11 protein-coding genes are annotated in these 18,291 nt (G+C 39.8%); 5 read left to right on the top strand and 6 right to left on the bottom strand.

The genetic code is table 11. The features are described from left to right. Window positions 1-17: 17 nt before the first annotated feature. Window positions 18-2,309, bottom strand: coding sequence for a DUF5686 family protein (locus ACILP5_RS07220; RefSeq protein ID WP_395617986.1), 2,292 nt, complete (start codon window positions 2,307-2,309; stop codon window positions 18-20). Window positions 2,310-2,489: 180 nt separating this feature from the next. On the opposite strand from ACILP5_RS07220, the gene ACILP5_RS07225 reads away from it, so the two are divergent. The 3 genes from ACILP5_RS07225 (at window position 2,490) to ACILP5_RS07235 (ending at window position 6,387) form a co-directional block, all read left to right on the top strand. Then, window positions 2,490-4,754: an aconitate hydratase gene (locus ACILP5_RS07225; RefSeq protein ID WP_395617987.1), complete on the top strand. Its 2,265-nt coding sequence runs from the start codon at window positions 2,490-2,492 to the stop codon at window positions 4,752-4,754. A 63-nt stretch (window positions 4,755-4,817) separates the two neighbouring features. Next, the gene (locus ACILP5_RS07230; RefSeq protein WP_395617988.1) at window positions 4,818-5,759 is read left to right on the top strand and encodes a ribose-phosphate pyrophosphokinase; all 942 of its coding nucleotides are present in this window, start codon (window positions 4,818-4,820) and stop codon (window positions 5,757-5,759) included. Between the two features lie 61 nt (window positions 5,760-5,820). Then, window positions 5,821-6,387: a 50S ribosomal protein L25/general stress protein Ctc gene (locus ACILP5_RS07235; protein WP_395617989.1), complete on the top strand. Its 567-nt coding sequence runs from the start codon at window positions 5,821-5,823 to the stop codon at window positions 6,385-6,387. 86 nt (window positions 6,388-6,473) lie between these two features. On the opposite strand, the gene ACILP5_RS07240 is transcribed toward ACILP5_RS07235, so the two are convergent. Both ACILP5_RS07240 and ACILP5_RS07245 read right to left on the bottom strand, forming a co-directional pair. Next, a complete protein-coding gene (locus ACILP5_RS07240) occupies window positions 6,474-8,660 on the bottom strand; it encodes a sodium-translocating pyrophosphatase (RefSeq protein WP_395617990.1) in 2,187 nt (728 codons plus the stop codon). Between the two features lie 66 nt (window positions 8,661-8,726). Further along, a complete protein-coding gene (locus ACILP5_RS07245; RefSeq protein ID WP_395617991.1) occupies window positions 8,727-11,258 on the bottom strand; it encodes a DUF5686 and carboxypeptidase regulatory-like domain-containing protein in 2,532 nt (843 codons plus the stop codon). A 125-nt stretch (window positions 11,259-11,383) separates the two neighbouring features. On the opposite strand from ACILP5_RS07245, the gene ACILP5_RS07250 reads away from it, so the two are divergent. Continuing rightward, window positions 11,384-12,550 (top strand): aspartate aminotransferase family protein, encoded by a 1,167-nt coding sequence (locus tag ACILP5_RS07250; RefSeq protein ID WP_395617992.1) that lies wholly within the window; start codon window positions 11,384-11,386, stop codon window positions 12,548-12,550. On the opposite strand, the gene trxA is transcribed toward ACILP5_RS07250, so the two are convergent. The 3 genes from trxA to ACILP5_RS07265 all read right to left on the bottom strand — a co-directional run bounded on the left by trxA (window position 12,547) and on the right by ACILP5_RS07265 (window position 17,199). Next, window positions 12,547-12,870, bottom strand: coding sequence for a thioredoxin (gene trxA / locus ACILP5_RS07255; protein ID WP_395617993.1), 324 nt, complete (start codon window positions 12,868-12,870; stop codon window positions 12,547-12,549). The two genes, ACILP5_RS07250 and trxA, sit on opposite strands and share 4 nt — an antisense overlap. 72 nt (window positions 12,871-12,942) lie before the next feature. After that, window positions 12,943-16,509 carry a DNA polymerase III subunit alpha gene (gene dnaE / locus ACILP5_RS07260; protein ID WP_395617994.1) on the bottom strand — a complete coding sequence of 1,189 codons (3,567 nt, stop codon included), beginning with the start codon at window positions 16,507-16,509 and terminating at the stop codon, window positions 12,943-12,945. Between the two features lie 6 nt (window positions 16,510-16,515). Continuing rightward, window positions 16,516-17,199, bottom strand: coding sequence for a DUF2461 domain-containing protein (locus tag ACILP5_RS07265; RefSeq protein WP_395617995.1), 684 nt, complete (start codon window positions 17,197-17,199; stop codon window positions 16,516-16,518). 119 nt (window positions 17,200-17,318) lie between these two features. Here ACILP5_RS07265 and trpS point away from each other — a divergent pair, with 119 nt between their 5' ends. After that, window positions 17,319-18,290, top strand: coding sequence for a tryptophan--tRNA ligase (trpS, locus tag ACILP5_RS07270; RefSeq protein WP_395617996.1), 972 nt, complete (start codon window positions 17,319-17,321; stop codon window positions 18,288-18,290). The last annotated feature ends 1 nt before the right edge of the window (window position 18,291 follow it).

An 18,291-nucleotide genomic window follows, 5' to 3' on the forward strand; every position in this document is an offset into this window, starting at 1 on the left:
CTGAAAAGCAAAAAAAATTATTCAGGGATATTTCCGATTCGAATTCTTGAATTGATATTTATTCGAAATCCAATGTAACTAAATTGCCCATTAATGAAGTTAGCGATTGCTTCAAGACGGAGTACCTTAAAAACGCCATCTAGTCCATACCCTAATTCATTATAAAACAAATTTTGATTCGGTACATAATTAACATTAGCAATCAAAACTTCCTTTACATACAGTTTTTTCATCCCTAAAAGAGGTTTTAACCAAAGATTAGAAAACTGAAAAAAGCTAAGCGCTTCTACATAAGTTCCTGCAGTGGAATTAGTGTAATGATTTACATTTAAACGTTGATTAGAACCATTCGTAAAATTCTGATAATATCCCATCAAACGATGAGAGGCTAACATTTCTCCAGCCTGAATTAGATTAAATGTTCCATTATAATGTTTAAAATCAATAAAATAGGTGGGTTTATTCCCGATAAAAGTACCTGCATTAATTAAAAGACCCATTTTAATCCACGGATTAACTTCAATATTATGCAAATAAGAGAACTCCACTTGATTAAAATCCGTGGTAGATCCGTACACATCTTTCCAACCAGCTCGATATTTGGCCAAAATAAGGGGAGAGGAGCCCCAATCAGTAATTCGCGTATTAGCCCGATAGCTTTGTGTCAAAAAAGGTCGAAAACCTACTTGGAATTGAGTAATAAAGGATTTATGCGTTTCAAAACCTGCTTTATCATATTCTCCGTTAATCGGATTATTGGACTGATATTCTCGATTTAAAAAATTAATCCAATAATAATCCGACGTATTATCCATCTGAGAACGCTCAGAATACTCAATGAATGATTTCAGAAAGAATCTAGCAGAAAAGCGTTTGGTTAAGTTCAAAGAGGTAAATTTCGACCTATAGATCTTCATCTGGTTATTTTTGAGAAGCAAAGTCGAAAGTGAATTCATCTCTGGTGAAATGGTATTCTCCGGATTATATTGGGCTACATAATCTCCATTGGTTAACGTTAAATCAAAGGAATCAGCGCGATAACGCAATCGTCCAAATCCAGAGTTACGATTTATACCAAAGGCTCTGCGCCCTAATACCTCTGCCTCTAACATACGGTATCTTGCCCAACGTTTTCTGAATACAACAGATGTATTAACAACAAAACCTTCTACCGTATTAAAATTAGAATCGAAAACAGGAGATTTATAATAGATTTCAAACGGATAAAAATCGCGCTTGAATTTGCCAAAAAAGAATGACCTACTTAAAATCAACTGAGAAGGTTTAAAAGGCGCGACAATAAAACTATCAACTCTAACTTCCTTAGTCTTACTACCAGGTTCATCAACGAAAAACGAAGGATCTAACTTCGTACCATTACCCGCTGGTTTGTAATAAACAGAATCAATCATGACTAAATTAGAGGTAGGTCGCTGTTTCCATTTTTGTAATAAAGATTCATGCAAATTTGTCAAAAATTGATTGGCAAATGTTTCATCAAAAGCTACTGGAAATAGATTTAAAGTCTCTTTAGGATTTTTAGGCTCTTGAAATAAGGTAGACACAAATTGCCATTCCTCGGGTTTACTTATAGCCTCTTGTTCGATAACATATTCACCATCATTCCCTAATAAACCAGCCAATAACCTTATTCTACTCTTTTTGGGTATCCACTTTCCTTGAAAATATTGATGTTGCAAATCAAATGAGTAATCGATTGCATCCGCAAATACCGTACCCTCAAAACGCACAATCCATCCTGATTCATCTAGCGTTAGAGTCCCATTAAACAAACGATCGCGCCGTAACTTAGGTGCTACTTGAAATTGATAACAAGATTTACCATCCACAAGTGTATCACCTTTGTAATTAAAATGGTAGTAGAATTTTGCCTGATAATTAAGAGGTGAAACACAAGAAGTACCTACAAAATCTTGATAAAAGTCAGGCCAAAGAAACAAAGTTGGTTTTCCATATTTCTTATGAAAAATTTCCACAGACTCTATACCATGTATCATTTGATTCAAATGGCCCACTTGCACTTCATCAATTGTTTGATTGCCATACCATTGACCCATCTGAATACCCTCTTTAGCGGCTAATCGTTTCTTGGCAATCCCAATTACATTGTTAAATCTAGCCTTCTCTTGCACTTTTACCCGAACCTTAAAAGAGCCTATATCTTGACCATGTTCTTCTGCCATCTGAATGGCTTTATCTAGGATAGTGGAGGGGGATTGCGCTTGAATTTCATTAGGGAGAAAATGAAAAAGGGAACAAATCAAGAAGAATATTCTCCAATGCTTCAAGCGAAGTGCTATTAAAATGTATAAATAATCCTATTTTAAATAGGTTAAATTAAGCAATCAAACAAAGTTCTTAATAAAACGGTAACAAAGGAAATGTTATCATAAAATAGTGGCAAAATTGAAGCTAATCTATTAATTTTGTAAACATTTTTTACCAAACATTTTTACCACACTTTTACCATGGCCTTTGACATTGAAATGATTAAAGCTGTTTATGATCGCATGCCAGCTCGCATTGCTGCGGCTCGTGCGTTAACAGGTAAACCGCTTACGTTAACAGAAAAGATTCTTTACAGCCATTTATGGGAAGGAACAGCTTCAGCTGCTTATGCAAGAGGCGCTTCTTATGTAGATTTTGCACCAGACCGTGTGGCGATGCAAGATGCAACTGCGCAAATGGCCTTATTACAGTTCATGCAAGCAGGACGTCCACAAGTGGCTGTTCCCTCTACTGTGCACTGTGATCACTTAATCGAAGCAAAAGTAGCCTCTACTACAGACTTAAAAGTAGCAGTGGATAAAAATAAAGAAGTTTATGACTTCTTGTCGTCTGTTTCAGACAAATATGGTATCGGTTTCTGGAAACCAGGTGCAGGTATCATTCACCAAGTAGTTTTAGAGAATTATGCTTTCCCTGGCGGAATGATGATTGGTACTGACTCACACACGGTTAACGCAGGTGGTTTAGGTATGATTGCTATCGGTGTAGGTGGAGCTGATGCTTGCGACGTAATGGCAGGCCTAGCCTGGGAGTTAAAATTCCCTAAATTGATTGGTGTTAAATTGACAGGTAAATTAAATGGTTGGACATCTCCTAAGGATGTGATCTTGAAAGTAGCAGGTATCTTAACTGTAAAAGGTGGAACGGGTGCCGTTGTTGAATATTTTGGCGAAGGTGCTACTTCCATGTCTTGTACGGGTAAAGGTACTATTTGTAATATGGGTGCCGAAATCGGTGCAACCACCTCTACTTTTGGATATGATGATTCGATGGCTCGTTATTTAGAGTCAACAGATCGCGCTGACGTCGCTGCTTTAGCGAACGGAGTGAGAGAACACTTAACAGCGGATCCTGAGGTATATGCTAATCCAGAAAAATACTTCGATCAAGTTATTGAAATCGACTTAAATACATTAGAACCACACTTAAACGGTCCGTTTACCCCAGATTTAGCTACGCCTATCTCTAAAATGAAGGAAATGGCAGAGAAAAACGGCTGGCCTACGAAAGTGGAAGTTGGTCTAATTGGTTCTTGCACGAACTCGTCTTACGAAGATATCGCACGTGCAGCTTCCTTAGCGAAGCAAGTAGCAGCGAAAGGTTTAAAAACAAAAGCACAATTCACCATCACTCCTGGTTCAGAATTAGTACGTTATACCATCGAGCGTGATGGATTTATCTCAACATTTGATTCGATTGGTGCGACGGTATTCTCAAATGCTTGTGGACCTTGTATCGGTCAATGGGCTCGTCCAGGCGCTGAGAAAGGGGAGAAGAACACGATTGTTCACTCATTCAACCGAAACTTTGCGAAGCGTGCGGATGGTAACCCGAATACTTTTGCTTTCGTAGCTTCACCAGAAATGGTTACTGCCTTAGCCATAGCGGGTGATTTAACGTTCAATCCATTAACTGATTCCTTGACAAACGACAAAGGAGAGCAGGTAAAATTAGATGCACCGACCGGAGACGAATTACCTAAGTTAGGTTTCGATGTAGAGGATGCTGGCTACCAGGCTCCTGCAGCTGATGGTTCAGGTGTTCAAGTAAAGGTTTCACCTACATCTGATCGTTTACAATTATTAGATCCATTCGCAGCATGGGAAGGATCTGATTTGAAAGGCTTGAAGTTATTAATTAAGGCCAAAGGTAAATGTACAACGGATCATATCTCAATGGCAGGTCCTTGGTTAAAATACCGTGGTCACTTAGATAACATCTCTAATAATATGTTAATCGGAGCGGTGAACTTCTACAATGAGAAGACTGACAACGTGAAGAACGCATTAACTGGTGAATATGGTCCGGTTCCTGCTACACAACGTGCTTACAAAGCTGCAGGAGTAGGAACAATCGTAGTAGGAGATACAAACTACGGTGAAGGTTCTTCTCGTGAGCACGCAGCGATGGAGCCACGTCACTTAGGAGTTCGCGCGGTATTAGTGAAGTCATTTGCTCGAATCCACGAAACAAACTTGAAAAAGCAAGGTATGTTAGCCTTGACTTTTGCTAACGAAGCTGACTATGACAAAATCCAAGAAGATGATTCAATCAACATCGTTGGTTTGGGAAGCTTCGCTCCAGATAAATCATTAACGATTGAATTAGTTCATGCTGATGGTAGCACAGAAAGTTTTGCTGTCAACCATACCTACAATGAACAACAAATTGAATGGTTCAAAGCAGGTGGTGCCTTAAACATCATCCGTGCTTCCGTAAAATAATTTGAAATAGGGGCAAAATTGTTTAATTTTGCCCCTTGTTAAAAAATAAGCCCTAACAATCCCATGGCAGCGATTAACGCAGTTAAAATATTTTCTGGTTCTGCATCTAATTACTTAGCAAAGGATATTGCCAAGTATTATGGAAAAGATTTAGGCGCTGTAACTACCTTGAAGTTCTCAGACGGTGAAATGTCACCAAGTTTTGACGAATCCGTAAGAGGTTGCGATGTTTTTATTATTCAGTCTACTTTCCCTACAGCGGATAATTTAATGGAGTTATTATTAATGATCGATGCTGCTAGACGTGCATCTGCTCACTATGTAACGGCTGTTATTCCATACTTTGGGTATTCTCGTCAAGATCGTAAAGATCGTCCTCGAGTAGGTATTGGGGCTAAATTAATTGGTAATTTATTGACTGCAGCTGGAGCTGATCGCTTAATGACAATTGATCTTCATGCAGGCCAAATTCAAGGATTCATGGACTTCCCAGTAGACCACTTGGAAGGAAATGCCATCTTTGTACCTTATTTAAAGTCTTTAAATTTAGAGAACATCCTTTTCGCATCACCCGATGTGGGAGGTGTTGTTCGTACCCGCAACATGGCTAAATTCTTCAATGCGGAGATGGTTATTTGCGATAAGCACCGTAAACGTGCGAATGAAATTGCTTCGATGCAATTAATTGGTGACGTAAAAGGAGCAGATGTAATCTTAGTCGATGACTTAATTGACACCGGAGGTACTTTGTGCAAAGCCGCTCAATTAATCATGGACAAAGGTGCAAATTCAGTAAGGGCAGTTGTCACACACCCCGTTTTATCAGGTAAAGCGTATGAAAACATTTCTAATTCTGTTTTAACAGAATTATTAGTGACGGATACCATTCCTTCTAAACAAGCTTGTGACAAAATTAAGATTCTTTCGGTAGCTGAGCTTTTTGCCAAGGCCATCGGACGTATCCGTGATCACGAATCTATCAGTTCATTATTTATTAAATATTAATTCCAACCGTTTCTAGGGGATAGCCTTTGTGCGAAAGACTAGAAGCATTAACAAAAACAAAATGAAAAAATTAGAGATTGTAGGGTTTAAAAGAGCGAATCTCGGTACGAAGAGCGCAAATGATTTACGTAACGAAGCGATGGCACCATGTGTTTTATACGGTGGTTCTGAGCAAGTTCACTTTGCTGTTCCAATGATCCTTTTCCGTGAATTATTATATTCTGCGGATGTGTACGAAGTTGAATTAAACATTGAGGGTACGAAATACCGTGCGATCTTACAAGATGCACAGTTCCACCCAGTGAACGAGATGATCTACCATGTAGACTTCTTAGAAATCCAAAAAGGTAAGCCAATCAAGATTGCTGTACCTATTAAAGTAATTGGAAATTCTCCAGGTGTTATCAAAGGGGGTAAAATGGTGCAAAAACTACGTAAAGTAACTTTACGTGGTCAAGCAGAAAACATCCCTGATTTCGTAACAGTTGATATTTCTGGTTTAGACTTAGGTCAAACAGTGAAAGTTAATAAACTACAGGTAGAAGGATGTGAGATCTTAAATCCAATGTCTAACCCAGTAGCAACAATCGATATCCCAAGAGCATTAAGAGGTAAGTTAACAGCTTAATTTCTAAAAAGGATACCACAGATTGATAGATAAAAGAAAAGCCCCGCAATTTGCGGGGCTTTTTTTATGCCAATATAATTTGGCATTTATTTCTTCGCTACAATCGACTTAACGATTGGCGCTTTCTCTAACTTCTTCATTGAAGCGTGATCGTTATCACCTACGTGAATGTAAGGAGCAATCACAAGAGAAACGATTGACATCAATTTGATTAAGATGTTCATAGAAGGACCAGATGTATCTTTGAATGGATCACCTACCGTATCTCCCGTTACTGCAGCTTTGTGAGGCTCAGAACCTTTCTTATAGGTTTGACCATCAATCAATACACCTTTCTCGAATGATTTCTTCGCGTTATCCCAAGCTCCACCTGCATTAGATTGGAAAATACCCATCAATACACCTGAAACAGTTACACCCGCTAAAACACCACCTAGAACTTCTGGTCCCATAGTGAAACCAACAATAACTGGAACTGTCAAAGCGATAGCACCTGGAAGAATCATTTGACGGATAGAAGCCTCCGTAGAGATAGCTACACATTTCTCGTATTCTGGCTTCGCTTTGTACTCCATAATTCCTGGAATCTCACGGAACTGACGACGAACTTCATTCACCATTTCCATAGCCGCTTTACCTACCGCAGAGATGCACAAGGCAGAGAAGATAAATGGAATCATACCACCCACGAATAAACCTGCTAATACATCAGCTTTATAGATATCAATTTGGCTAATACCAGCAATACCCACGAAAGCAGCAAACAAGGCTAACGAAGTTAACGCTGCGGAAGCAATCGCAAAACCTTTACCAGTTGCAGCTGTTGTATTTCCTACTGCGTCCAAGTTGTCCGTACGATCACGAACTTCAGAAGGTAATTGAGCCATTTCTGCAATACCACCCGCGTTATCCGCGATAGGACCAAAAGCATCGATAGCTAATTGCATCGCTGTCGTAGCCATCATACCTGCAGCAGCGATTGACACACCATAAATTCCTGCAAAGTGATAAGAACCAATAATTCCAGCTGCCAAAACTAAAATTGGCAATACCGTAGATTCCATACCTACCGCTAAACCACCAATAATATTAGTAGCGTGACCAGTGCCTGATTTCTGAACAATTGAATCAACCGGACGCTTGCCCATAGCCGTATAATATTCAGTAATGATAGACATTAAAGCACCGACTACTAAACCTACGATAATCGAATAAAACACATCCATTGAAGTGAATGTCGTACCACGAAGGGTTAAGTATTCTGGTAAGATATTCTTCACTAAGAAGTAAGACGTTACGAACGTAATCGCAATCGAAGCATAGTTACCTACGTTTAATGCGTTTTGAACAGAGGCTGTTTCACTTGAAATACGCACAAAGAACGTAGAAACAAGAGAAGCTAATAAACCAACCCCTGCAATTAACATAGGCAATAAAACAGGGGAGAACCCACCGTAATTATCTGTTACAGAGATTTCCTGACCCAAAACCATGGTTGCTAAAATAGTGGCCACATAAGAACCAAATAAGTCAGCACCCATACCAGCCACGTCACCCACGTTATCTCCTACGTTATCAGCGATTGTAGCTGGGTTACGCACATCATCCTCTGGAATACCAGCTTCCACTTTACCTACTAAATCAGCACCTACGTCAGCTGCTTTAGTGTAAATACCACCACCTACACGCGCAAACAAAGCGATAGACTCAGCTCCTAAAGAGAAACCAGCTAATACCTCGATGGCAGTTCTCATCTCTACGGAAGTCAAAGCTTGGCCTTGTGCAAAGATTTGGTAGAAAGCAATAAATAAACCACCTAAACCCAAGATAGCTAAACCTGCTACGCCCATTCCCATCACGGATCCACCAGTGAAAGAAACGTTCAAAGCTTTAGCTAAAGAAGTTCTAGCAGCCTCTGCTGTACGAACGTTCGCTTTAGTAGCTACAATCATACCAATATAACCTGCGGTAGCAGAAAAAACTGCACCGATTAAAAAAGCAACGGCAATTAAAGGGGAGGAGTGAATCGGATTTTCTGGTGTTCCCTCTTGTGATCCTAACCAAGCTAAAAGAATAGCGGTAGGAATCGCGAAATAGGTTAAAATTTTCCATTCCGCTTTTAAGAAGGCAATAGCACCATCTGCTATGTAACCAGCCAATTCCTGCATTTTTTCATTACCGGCACCTTGTTTAGACACCCAGTTAAACTTCCATGCTGTATACAGCAATCCTACTAAACCAAAAGCAGGGACTAAGTAAACAATTTGATTCATAAAGGTTAATTTAGATTATATCAAAAAAATTTAGCACAATTTAGGCAAAAAGGTGCAAATAAACAATTAGAATGGCAATCGGACTAGAACTTTCCACTTTTCAGGTACCACATTCCCCATCGGATATACTAAATCAATACCTAATATTTTACCTATGCCCGTTAAACCATAAGTAAGCTCTTGGTAATTAATGACTTGTGTATTAACTCGTGTATGTAAATAGGAATAGCCTACTTTTTCCTTGAGTCCATACATCGATAAGATTGAATTTTGAGTCAGTATAAACTTCCGAGGTTCCCAGGATATAAATGCTTTGAAATGACCACCCGGATTTGATAGTTGATAATAAGGGAGAGCTAAAAAACTATTATCCCCGGAGCTGATATTGATTTCATTTCCCTTAAAATGCTGATAATCTAGTAGTAAAGTGGGTTTATTAATAAAATGAGCTGCAGAAACACGGTAATTAACTGACCCCCAATTTGCCAATGTTATCGTTTGAAATATCTGCAAGGATACTTTATTGTAAGGATTATCTTCAAAAGCCTGCTCATAAGCACCTAAAATGGTAGGACCTACCTCATTAGATAGACGTCTAGCGCCATTAAATCGTCTCCATGATGCAAAGGGCTGATAGCGTAATACAAAGGAGCCATAAAGCTGGGAACTACTATTAAAAGGTAAACCATTTGACTCGAAGCGCCTTTCTTTGTAAAAGAATCCATTCTCCTCGTGATTATCTAAAGAAGATCGTGTGCGGTACTCTAGGGTGGAATTCAAATTCAATTTTGAACTTAATTGAACGGCATATAATACTTTAATGAAATCCTTTTGGTACATTTTCACATAATTTCGAGACAAGAAAAGAGCATATAATAAGTTGATGTTCGCTGAAATAGGTTCTGTTGAATTAATTTGTTGTGTAATAGACCCACCCGCAATTTGTAATCTTCTGCGGTTTTCATCCCAATTGCGCTCTGCATACACTGAACCATTCCAAGCTTTACGAGAAAAGGCATGTTGAACACTTAGCCCAGTGCCCCAATAATCTGCTAAGTTATACGTGAATCGGTAGTCAACGGAACGACCAAGATGATAACCATCGACAGCATTATAGCCCGATTGAAACCCACTAAGCGTTAATCTTGCACCTAATCCTTTCTGACCATAGGTATATGTTCTGGCATTAAATATATCCACGTAACGGAATCGAGGTAAAGAGTTGACAGAATCTTTTAAACGCTTTTTCTCATCTAATACATACAAGCTATCCGCTTCTTTATACCCTTTTACTTCTGCTTCAGTTAAGGGAACTTGTCTTTCTGATTCCCAAAACTCCTCCTTTTTTTTACCTGCCGTAGAATCAACCGTGAAGGAATAATCTGATTTAAACTCCTCTTTCGTCTCTTTCTTATCTTCTTTATCGACCTCTTTTAACAGCTTCTTCAGCTTTTTTCGAGTTACTTCTTTACCTAAAGCTAATTTAGGAGAAGCGACTTTCTCTTTATTAATCTCTTTAGCCCAATCTTTGTGTAATCGCTCTTCAATAATCGTTGGTTTTACAACGAAGGCGGGATTTACTTTGATAGAATATTCCTTCACCTGGGTTATGTATCGAAAAGTAGCACCAAAGCCCATTGCTTCAAAGTTTACATTCACATCATAATTAATGGGCATCCAAACACCTTGGAATAAGGCATTCTGTTGCTGAAAGGTATAATAGCCCTGTGAATTTCGGAACGCTAAACTAAAGGAATAAATACTCCAGGTGTCTTCCACGATAGATAAGGTTCCCTCAAACAAATCATCAGAGGCGGTTTTAGGCTTAACCTGTATTTTAGAAACGGTTTGACCATTTAATTGAAAACTACCTATATAGGCAAACTTATAAAAAGAGAAAGCGGAGGGTGAAAGCGGGCTAATCAATTCTCCCCACACTTTAGGTTGATAAAAATTCGTTTGGGTGATCCGCAAATTAGGTGCTCCGGAATTACGCAAAACAGATGGAAGGTTATTTCGATTTAAAAGAACTTTTTCTTCAATTTTATTAGGTCGGGTATACGTTATTTGATTGATTCCTTCTAAAACATAGGTAGAACCCACTTTAATGCCAGCCTCTTTCTCCATCTTTTTTCCCACCAGCGCATTCATAATTTTAGAGATAGATGTAATTTTTCCGGCGCCTTTTACATACCCTTTAGCAGAATAGCGGTCAATCTCTTTTAAATGAAAAGGTGCCATCGAAATCATGCGACGCATCATACCAATCGCAGGATCTTCCTTCAAACCTCCCACATTCACATCTTGTAAAGTAACTGCCTCTTCAGATAAGACAACATCTAAAGATTGATCACCTGAAATAGAAATTTTATGCGTCTTAGGTGTATGACCTAAAAATCGAAATACCACTTCGTGATCTCCTTTAGGCAAGGAAATAGCATATTTTCCCTCCTCATTCGCTAAAGTTCCCTTATTTAAATCGGTCACCCATAAAGACGAAAATGGCATCAATTCGCCCTTGTTAGAACGTATGGTGCCACTTAAAGTTTGGGCATGAAGGCCGATGCACGTACATAAAAGGAGTAAAAGTGGTTTCATAAAACAAAAGTACATGAAAGACATTAATTCAACTGAATATTTTGATGAACGGCCTACGATTAACAAGAATTAACGTAATTTTGAGCTCAATGGGATTCACGCACAGACAACTCTTTCAAAAATTTATGGCACCCACCTCGGATGCGCCATTGGCTTTGGAAATAACCAAAGCAGAAGGAGTCTACTTATATGATGCTGAGGGCAAATCCTACATGGATTTAATCTCCGGAATCGCCGTATCTAATGTGGGTCATTGCAATCCTGCCGTAGTAAAAGCCATTAAAAACCAGGTAGATAACTACATGCACTTGATGGTCTACGGAGAATACATTCAAAGCCCACAAGTAAAACTGGCAGAAGCTCTCGTTAAATCCACGGGAACCAACTTAAATCAAGTCTACTTCACTAATTCAGGGACAGAGGCAGTAGAAGGAGCCATGAAGTTAGCAAAAAGATACACGGGAAGAACAGAATTCATTTCTTGCTTTAATGCCTACCATGGCGCCAGCCAAGGGGCTTTATCGATAGCAGGGGATGAGAACTTTAAAAATGCCTTTCGCCCCTTATTACCTGATATTCGCCATATTCACCACGGATGTATTGGGAATCTGACTAAAATAACGAAGCGAACAGCCGCAGTAGTTATCGAAATTGTAGCAGGGGAAGCGGGCGTTAAAACAGCCTCTAAAGGCTATTTTCAAGCTTTAAGAAAGCGATGCGACGAAACTGGGGCTTTATTGATCGTTGATGAAATCCAATCAGGTTTTGGCAGGACCGGGACTTTCTGGGCATTTCAAGCGATGGAAATTGTGCCTGATATCCTGTTAACCGCGAAAGGAATGGGGGGCGGAATGCCCATCGGGGCTTTTCTTGCAAATGAAGCGTTAATGAGAACATTGAGTTTTGATCCGGTTTTAGGCCATATCACGACTTTTGGAGGACATCCAGTCTCTTGTGCTGCCTCATTAGCAACCCTGAATTATATATTGGATGACAATTTAATGGATCAAATTCCAGCAAAAAGCGCGCTTTTCCACAGCCTCTTAGTTCACCCCATTATCAAGGAAGTACGAGGCATTGGATTTATGCTAGCGGTAGAAATGAAAGACTTTAAAACCGTGAAAGCCGTAATTGATGAATGTATATTGACTGGCTTAATTACCGACTGGTTCTTATTTTGCGATAATTCACTACGCATTGCACCGCCTTTGACCATCACAGAAGAAGAAATAAAAATAGCCTGCAACATCTTGTTACAGGCTATGAATAAAGTCTATTCTCCTAAAAATTAAGCGTGCTTCAATAAAGTCTCCGCTAAAACGGACTTAGGGATATTTCCACCCACTAAACGCTCAACCATTTCACCTTTCTTAAATACCATTAAAGTTGGAATTGAACGAATACCTAAAGAAGCAGGTACCGCTGAATTTTGGTCTACATTCATTTTTGCTACAATCGCTTGACCTTCTACATCTCCTGCTAACTCCTCTACGATTGGTCCGATCATCTTACAAGGGCCACACCACTCTGCCCAAAAATCTACTAAAACTGGTGTATCAGTGCTGATTAATTCTTGAAAATTAGCATCTGTTGCCTCTACGTATTTTCCCATTGTTTGATATATTTTATAAAATTCAAAATTAAAACAAAACCGGCAGAACAATTAGTTCCCCGATAAATAAATTTAAGAAATTAATTTAAAAGCCACATTTTCAAGCTCTCGTAACTCAGAAATCAGACTTTTCGTAATGGAAACCTGCATTTTTCGTGACAAAAAGTCCATTCCAATTTTCTCTTGTTCATCAAAAACTTCAATAGTCAATTTCTTATCACCTTTATTTCGCTCTAAAGTTTCCTCTAACAAATCTAATTGAGGTGCATTTAGTCTATTTAAATCTAAACGTAATTTGATCTCTTTTGTTCGATCTGATAAAATTTCAGACAATAATTCAATGGATTGAATCTTAAAGACCATTTGGTCCATATGACGATTCTTTAATTGGTAAGAACCGTTGATAAACAATAGTCGATCTAAGGCTATAAACCGCTCAAACTGAATATAATCCTTAGAGAATAAAGCAAATTCATAATTTCCTGCATAATCTTCAATGGTGAAGATCATGAATTGATTACCATTCGCGGATGTTCTGACATTGACTTTAGTTACAATCCCAGCAAATGATTGTGCTTGGCCCGGCCTTAATTCTAATTGACCCGTATTGGAATTGCAAAAATTCGAAATCTCTGTTTTATAATCATCTAAAGGGTGACCTGAAATATAAACCCCCACCACTTCTTTCTCATTCTTCAACTGTTCCATGACAGACCAAGGCGCTGATGTAGGAATACGAGGCTGAGCGATGTCATTGCCCGTTCCAGCACCTAATTCACCAAAAAGCGAGGCCGTAGCTTGCGCCTTCAATTCTGCCATTTTTGAAGCATAACGAACTATTTTCTCAATAAAATTCGTATTGTCCTGTGGATCTAGCGCAAAATAATGTGAACGCTGAACCTCAGGGAAGCAGTCGAAGGCACCCGCAAAAGCCAGCGACTCTAAACTCTTCTTGTTGACCTGTCGGATATTTATGCGCGAAACAAAATCAAAAATATCTTTGTATTCACCATTTTTCATGCGCTCTTCCACTATGGCATCGACCGCTGCTTCACCTACGCCTTTGATTGCCGCTAGACCGAAACGGATTTGGCCTTTCTTATTCACCGCAAAAGACCGAGAAGATTCATTTACATCTGGAACTAATAAACTAAGTCCCATCCGCTTACACTCATCCATAAAGAAAGTGATCTTCTCAATGTTACCCAAGGAGTTCGAAAGAACCGCTGCCATAAACTCAGGAGGGTAGTTCGCTTTTAAGTAACCCGTCTGGTAAGCCACTAAACCATAGCAAGTTGAGTGCGATTTGTTAAAGGCATACTGAGCAAAAGCCTCCCAGTCTGTCCAAATTTTGTCCAGCCTATCTTCCGGGTGATTATTCGTCGCTCCACCTTCCATGAACTTGCTCTTCATCTTATCGATGGTCGCTTTGTCCTTTTTACCCATCGCCTTACGAAGTACATCGGCGTCACCCTTCGTGAAATTCGCGAGTTTCTGAGAAAGAAGCATTACCTGTTCTTGATAGACCGTAATACCATAGGTATCACTTAAATACTCCTCCATTTCTGGCAAATCGTATTCAATCTTCTCTCGACCGTGTTTACGCGCGATGTAATTAGGAATATATACCATCGGACCTGGGCGGAACAAGGCATTCATCGCAATTAAATCCGAGAACTGATCGGGTTTCAGATCACGCAAGTGTTTCTGCATCCCTGGCGATTCAAACTGAAATGTTCCGTTTGTTTCTGCTCTTTGGTATAATTCGTAAGTCGTCTTATCATCTAAAGGCAGATCATCTAAAATGATATCCTCGTTGTGATTCTGCTTAATTAATCGAACTGCTTCCTTTAAAATAGAGAGGGTTTTTAAGCCCAAAAAGTCCATCTTAATAACCCCCGCATTTTCAATGACAGATCCATCGTACTGGGTAATCAATAAACTAACATCTTTCGAAGTCGCAACTGGTAAAATATCTGTCAAATCAGAAGGAGCAATGATAATACCTGCTGCGTGAATACCGGTACCGCGAACAGAACCCTCTAATACGAGCGCATTCTCAATAACCGTGGCTGGTAAACCGCCTGCCTCCTTAATCCGACGCAATTCCTTTACTTGTTCTAATTCGTCAGAATTCAAACCTTCTTTATCGGCTAAGCTCTTATCACCCGTCAAGGCCGCATTAAAAATACGATCTAACGTAATCTTCGGTTTCTCCGGAACGAGTTTAGCTAGCGCATTGGATTCTTGTAAGGGGAGGTCTAACACCCTAGAAACGTCCTTAATCGACATTTTTGCAGCCATGGTACCATAGGTAGCGATATGCGCCACTTGGTTCTTACCATATTTGTCTACGACATAGTCGATAACTTTTTGGCGACCCTCATCGTCAAAGTCCGTATCAATATCGGGCAAGGACTTACGATCCGGGTTTAAGAAACGCTCAAAAAGGAGATTGTACTTAATTGGATCGATATTCGTAATTCCTAGGCAATAGGCAACTACTGAACCCGCGGCAGAACCACGACCTGGCCCCACATAAACACCTAAATCACGTCCAGCTTGTATAAAATCAGCCACAATCAAGAAATAACCTGCAAAACCCATAGTTCTAATCGTGTGCAACTCGAATCGCAAACGCTCTTCCACCACCTGATCAATATCGATATAGCGCTTTTTAGCGCCTTCCATCGTGATATGTTCCAGGTAATCGTCCTGACTTAGGAAAGTGGACGGTATCTGAAAATTAGGCAAAAGCACATCCTTCTCTAGCTTCAGCGTCTCCACCTTTCCCACGATCTCATTGGTATTATCGATAGCTTCAGGAACGTGAGACCACAATTTAGTCATCTCCTCGGTCGTCTTGAAATAGAATTGATCATTATAGAAAGCAAAACGCTTTCCTTTCATGTCAAAATCCCCTTCAATATCCTTATAGGTAGGAGTGGCCTGCTTTTCGCCGGTATTGATACAAAGTAGAATATCGTGGGCGTTGGCGTCTTTTTGGTCCAAATAATGGCTATCATTCGACGCAATCACCTTCACATTGTACTTCTTCGCAAAGCGCAATAAAACCTCATTCACTGTCTGTTGCTCCGGAATGAAGTGATTCTGTACCTCGATATAATAATCCTCGCCAAACAAATCTAACCACCACTTAAACTCCTTCTCAGCCGCTTCCTCGCCATCTCGTAAAATAGCCTGAGGAACAGAGGCGCCTAAACAGCAAGTCGTCGCGATTAAGCCCTTGTGGTATTTTAATACGAGTTCTTTGTCAATTCGAGGGTATTTGGAATACATACCCTCCATAAATCCTAGCGAACACAGTTTCACTAAATTCTGATATCCCTCCGGATTCTTCGCTAGAAATAATTGATGATAACGCTTATCCTTTAAATCTTTCGTAAATACCTGCTTGTGACGGTCATTAACCAAATAAAACTCGCAACCTACAATTGGTTTCACCCCTTGCTTACCCGCTTCTGCCACAAATTGAAACACCCCAAACATATTCCCGTGGTCCGTAATAGCCACCGCAGGCATATTATCCTCCTTCGCCTTTTTGAACATTGACGAAATCTTAGACGCACCATCTAGGAGGGAGAATTGGGAATGATTGTGCAAATGCGAAAACTGCATAGAGGGTTATTCTTTTATAAAAGGTTCTTTTTCAAAAAATACAGCATTCAAGAAATCCAAGAAAGGCTTTAATACCTTCGCATCCGCTATCAACTGTTTCGTAAAATCAGGAGCGCTGACTTGTTCGTCCGTATATTTCTTCCAAAAAAACAATTGTTTCTTCTTTAATAATTCAGCATCCGGATGATCGGAATCAAATCCCTTGGGTATTCTTACTAGACTTTCACCTACTTCTTCCCCAAAAACCGACAAAAATGTAGGATGCTTGATGATTTTACGTAGACCAGCTGCATTATAATCCACTTCCTGACGAAAGGCCGCTAATTGCTCAGGTGTGGGTGAATACATGCCACCGCCTAAAAAAGAGGCCCCATTCGGCTCAATGTGTACGTAATAGTCCATCAAACCTGACTTACGACCCCCTTCTGAGAAACTCGCCGAAAACCAGGTCTTATAAGGTTCCTTGTTTTTAGAGAAGCGGACATCTCGGTATATTCGGTAGGAGCAATGTTTCAATAACACGCCATCCATATTCTCAAAATCAGCAAATTCCGAAATTAATTCAGTCGTCCAGGCATCAAAACCTTTTTTCTCTTTCTCATAAACCGCCTTATTTTCCGCAAACCATTCCCGTGTGTTATTGACACGGAGATCACGCAAAAAGGCCAAAAGGCTAGGAGAGAGGGACATCGAAAAAGGAGTGAAATTGCAAAAACGAATTTAGCAAATTTAGCTCGAATGCCCAAGCGCAAATCCTTTGGAGTTATGGTCTATTTTATTGATTTTTGCATAAATTATTAAATCAAGCTATGCGTATATTAACGGGCATTCAGGCTTCAGGAAAGCCCCATTTAGGAAATATTTTAGGGGCGATCATGCCAGCGGTCGAGCTTTCAAAGCAGGCAGGCAACGAATCCTTTTTATTTATTGCGGACTTACATACCATTACTTCTTTAAAGGACGGGGATAGCATTCGAGCGAATACCTTATCTATAGCGGCTGCTTGGTTGGCTTTTGGCTTTGATACCGAGAAGAATTTCTTCTATCGTCAATCCAAATTAGCTGCCTACCACACCGAATTAATGTGGTACCTAAATTGCTTCACACCCTTCCCAATGCTGGCAAATGCGCACAGTTTCAAGGATAAATCGGATAAATTATCCGATGTGAATGCCGGCCTTTTTACCTATCCCGTTTTACAAGCAGCGGATATCGTTTTGTATGATGCGCATCTTATTCCGGTGGGTAAGGACCAAAGACAGCACATCGAAATGACCCGCGACATCGCGAATTCCGTGAATAAGCGTTATAACAAAGACATTTTTGTATTACCGGAAGCACGAATTAACGAAGACGTCATGACCATTCCAGGTCTAGACGGAGCTAAAATGAGTAAGTCCTTGAACAACTATATTGATATCTTCTTGCCTGAGAAGGATTTATTGAAGCAGATCAAAAAAATTGTGACCGATACGACTCCTTTAGAAGAGCCCAAAAATCCAGACAACGATATTACTTTCAAATTATATTCATTAATGGCCTCTCCAGCTCAGGTGGCAGAAATGCGCGCTAATTATGAAGCTGGTGGCTATGGTTATGGACATGCAAAGCAAGCCCTTCACGAATTAATGTTAGGCTATTTCAAAGAGGCGAGAGAGAAATTTGATTATTTCATCGCGCATCCAGAAATCATCGAAGAGAAATTAGCGATAGGAGAACAAAAAGTACAACCCATCGCCGAAGCAACTATTGCCCGTATTCGAGCAGAATTCAAATTCTAAC

The organism is Aquirufa sp. (assembly GCF_044239315.1).
Taxonomy (GTDB): domain Bacteria; phylum Bacteroidota; class Bacteroidia; order Cytophagales; family Spirosomataceae; genus Aquirufa.

Coding starts and splice junctions, on each gene's coding strand:
- ACILP5_RS07265 (WP_395617995.1), bottom strand. CDS start 17,199: ATGTCCCTCTCTCCTAGCCTTTTGGCCTTTTTGCGTGATCTCCGTGTC.
- trpS (WP_395617996.1), top strand. CDS start 17,319: ATGCGTATATTAACGGGCATTCAGGCTTCAGGAAAGCCCCATTTAGGA.
- ACILP5_RS07240 (WP_395617990.1), bottom strand. CDS start 8,660: ATGAATCAAATTGTTTACTTAGTCCCTGCTTTTGGTTTAGTAGGATTG.
- dnaE (WP_395617994.1), bottom strand. CDS start 16,509: ATGCAGTTTTCGCATTTGCACAATCATTCCCAATTCTCCCTCCTAGAT.
- ACILP5_RS07230 (WP_395617988.1), top strand. CDS start 4,818: ATGGCAGCGATTAACGCAGTTAAAATATTTTCTGGTTCTGCATCTAAT.
- trxA (WP_395617993.1), bottom strand. CDS start 12,870: ATGGGAAAATACGTAGAGGCAACAGATGCTAATTTTCAAGAATTAATC.
- ACILP5_RS07235 (WP_395617989.1), top strand. CDS start 5,821: ATGAAAAAATTAGAGATTGTAGGGTTTAAAAGAGCGAATCTCGGTACG.
- ACILP5_RS07225 (WP_395617987.1), top strand. CDS start 2,490: ATGGCCTTTGACATTGAAATGATTAAAGCTGTTTATGATCGCATGCCA.
- ACILP5_RS07245 (WP_395617991.1), bottom strand. CDS start 11,258: ATGAAACCACTTTTACTCCTTTTATGTACGTGCATCGGCCTTCATGCC.
- ACILP5_RS07250 (WP_395617992.1), top strand. CDS start 11,384: ATGGCACCCACCTCGGATGCGCCATTGGCTTTGGAAATAACCAAAGCA.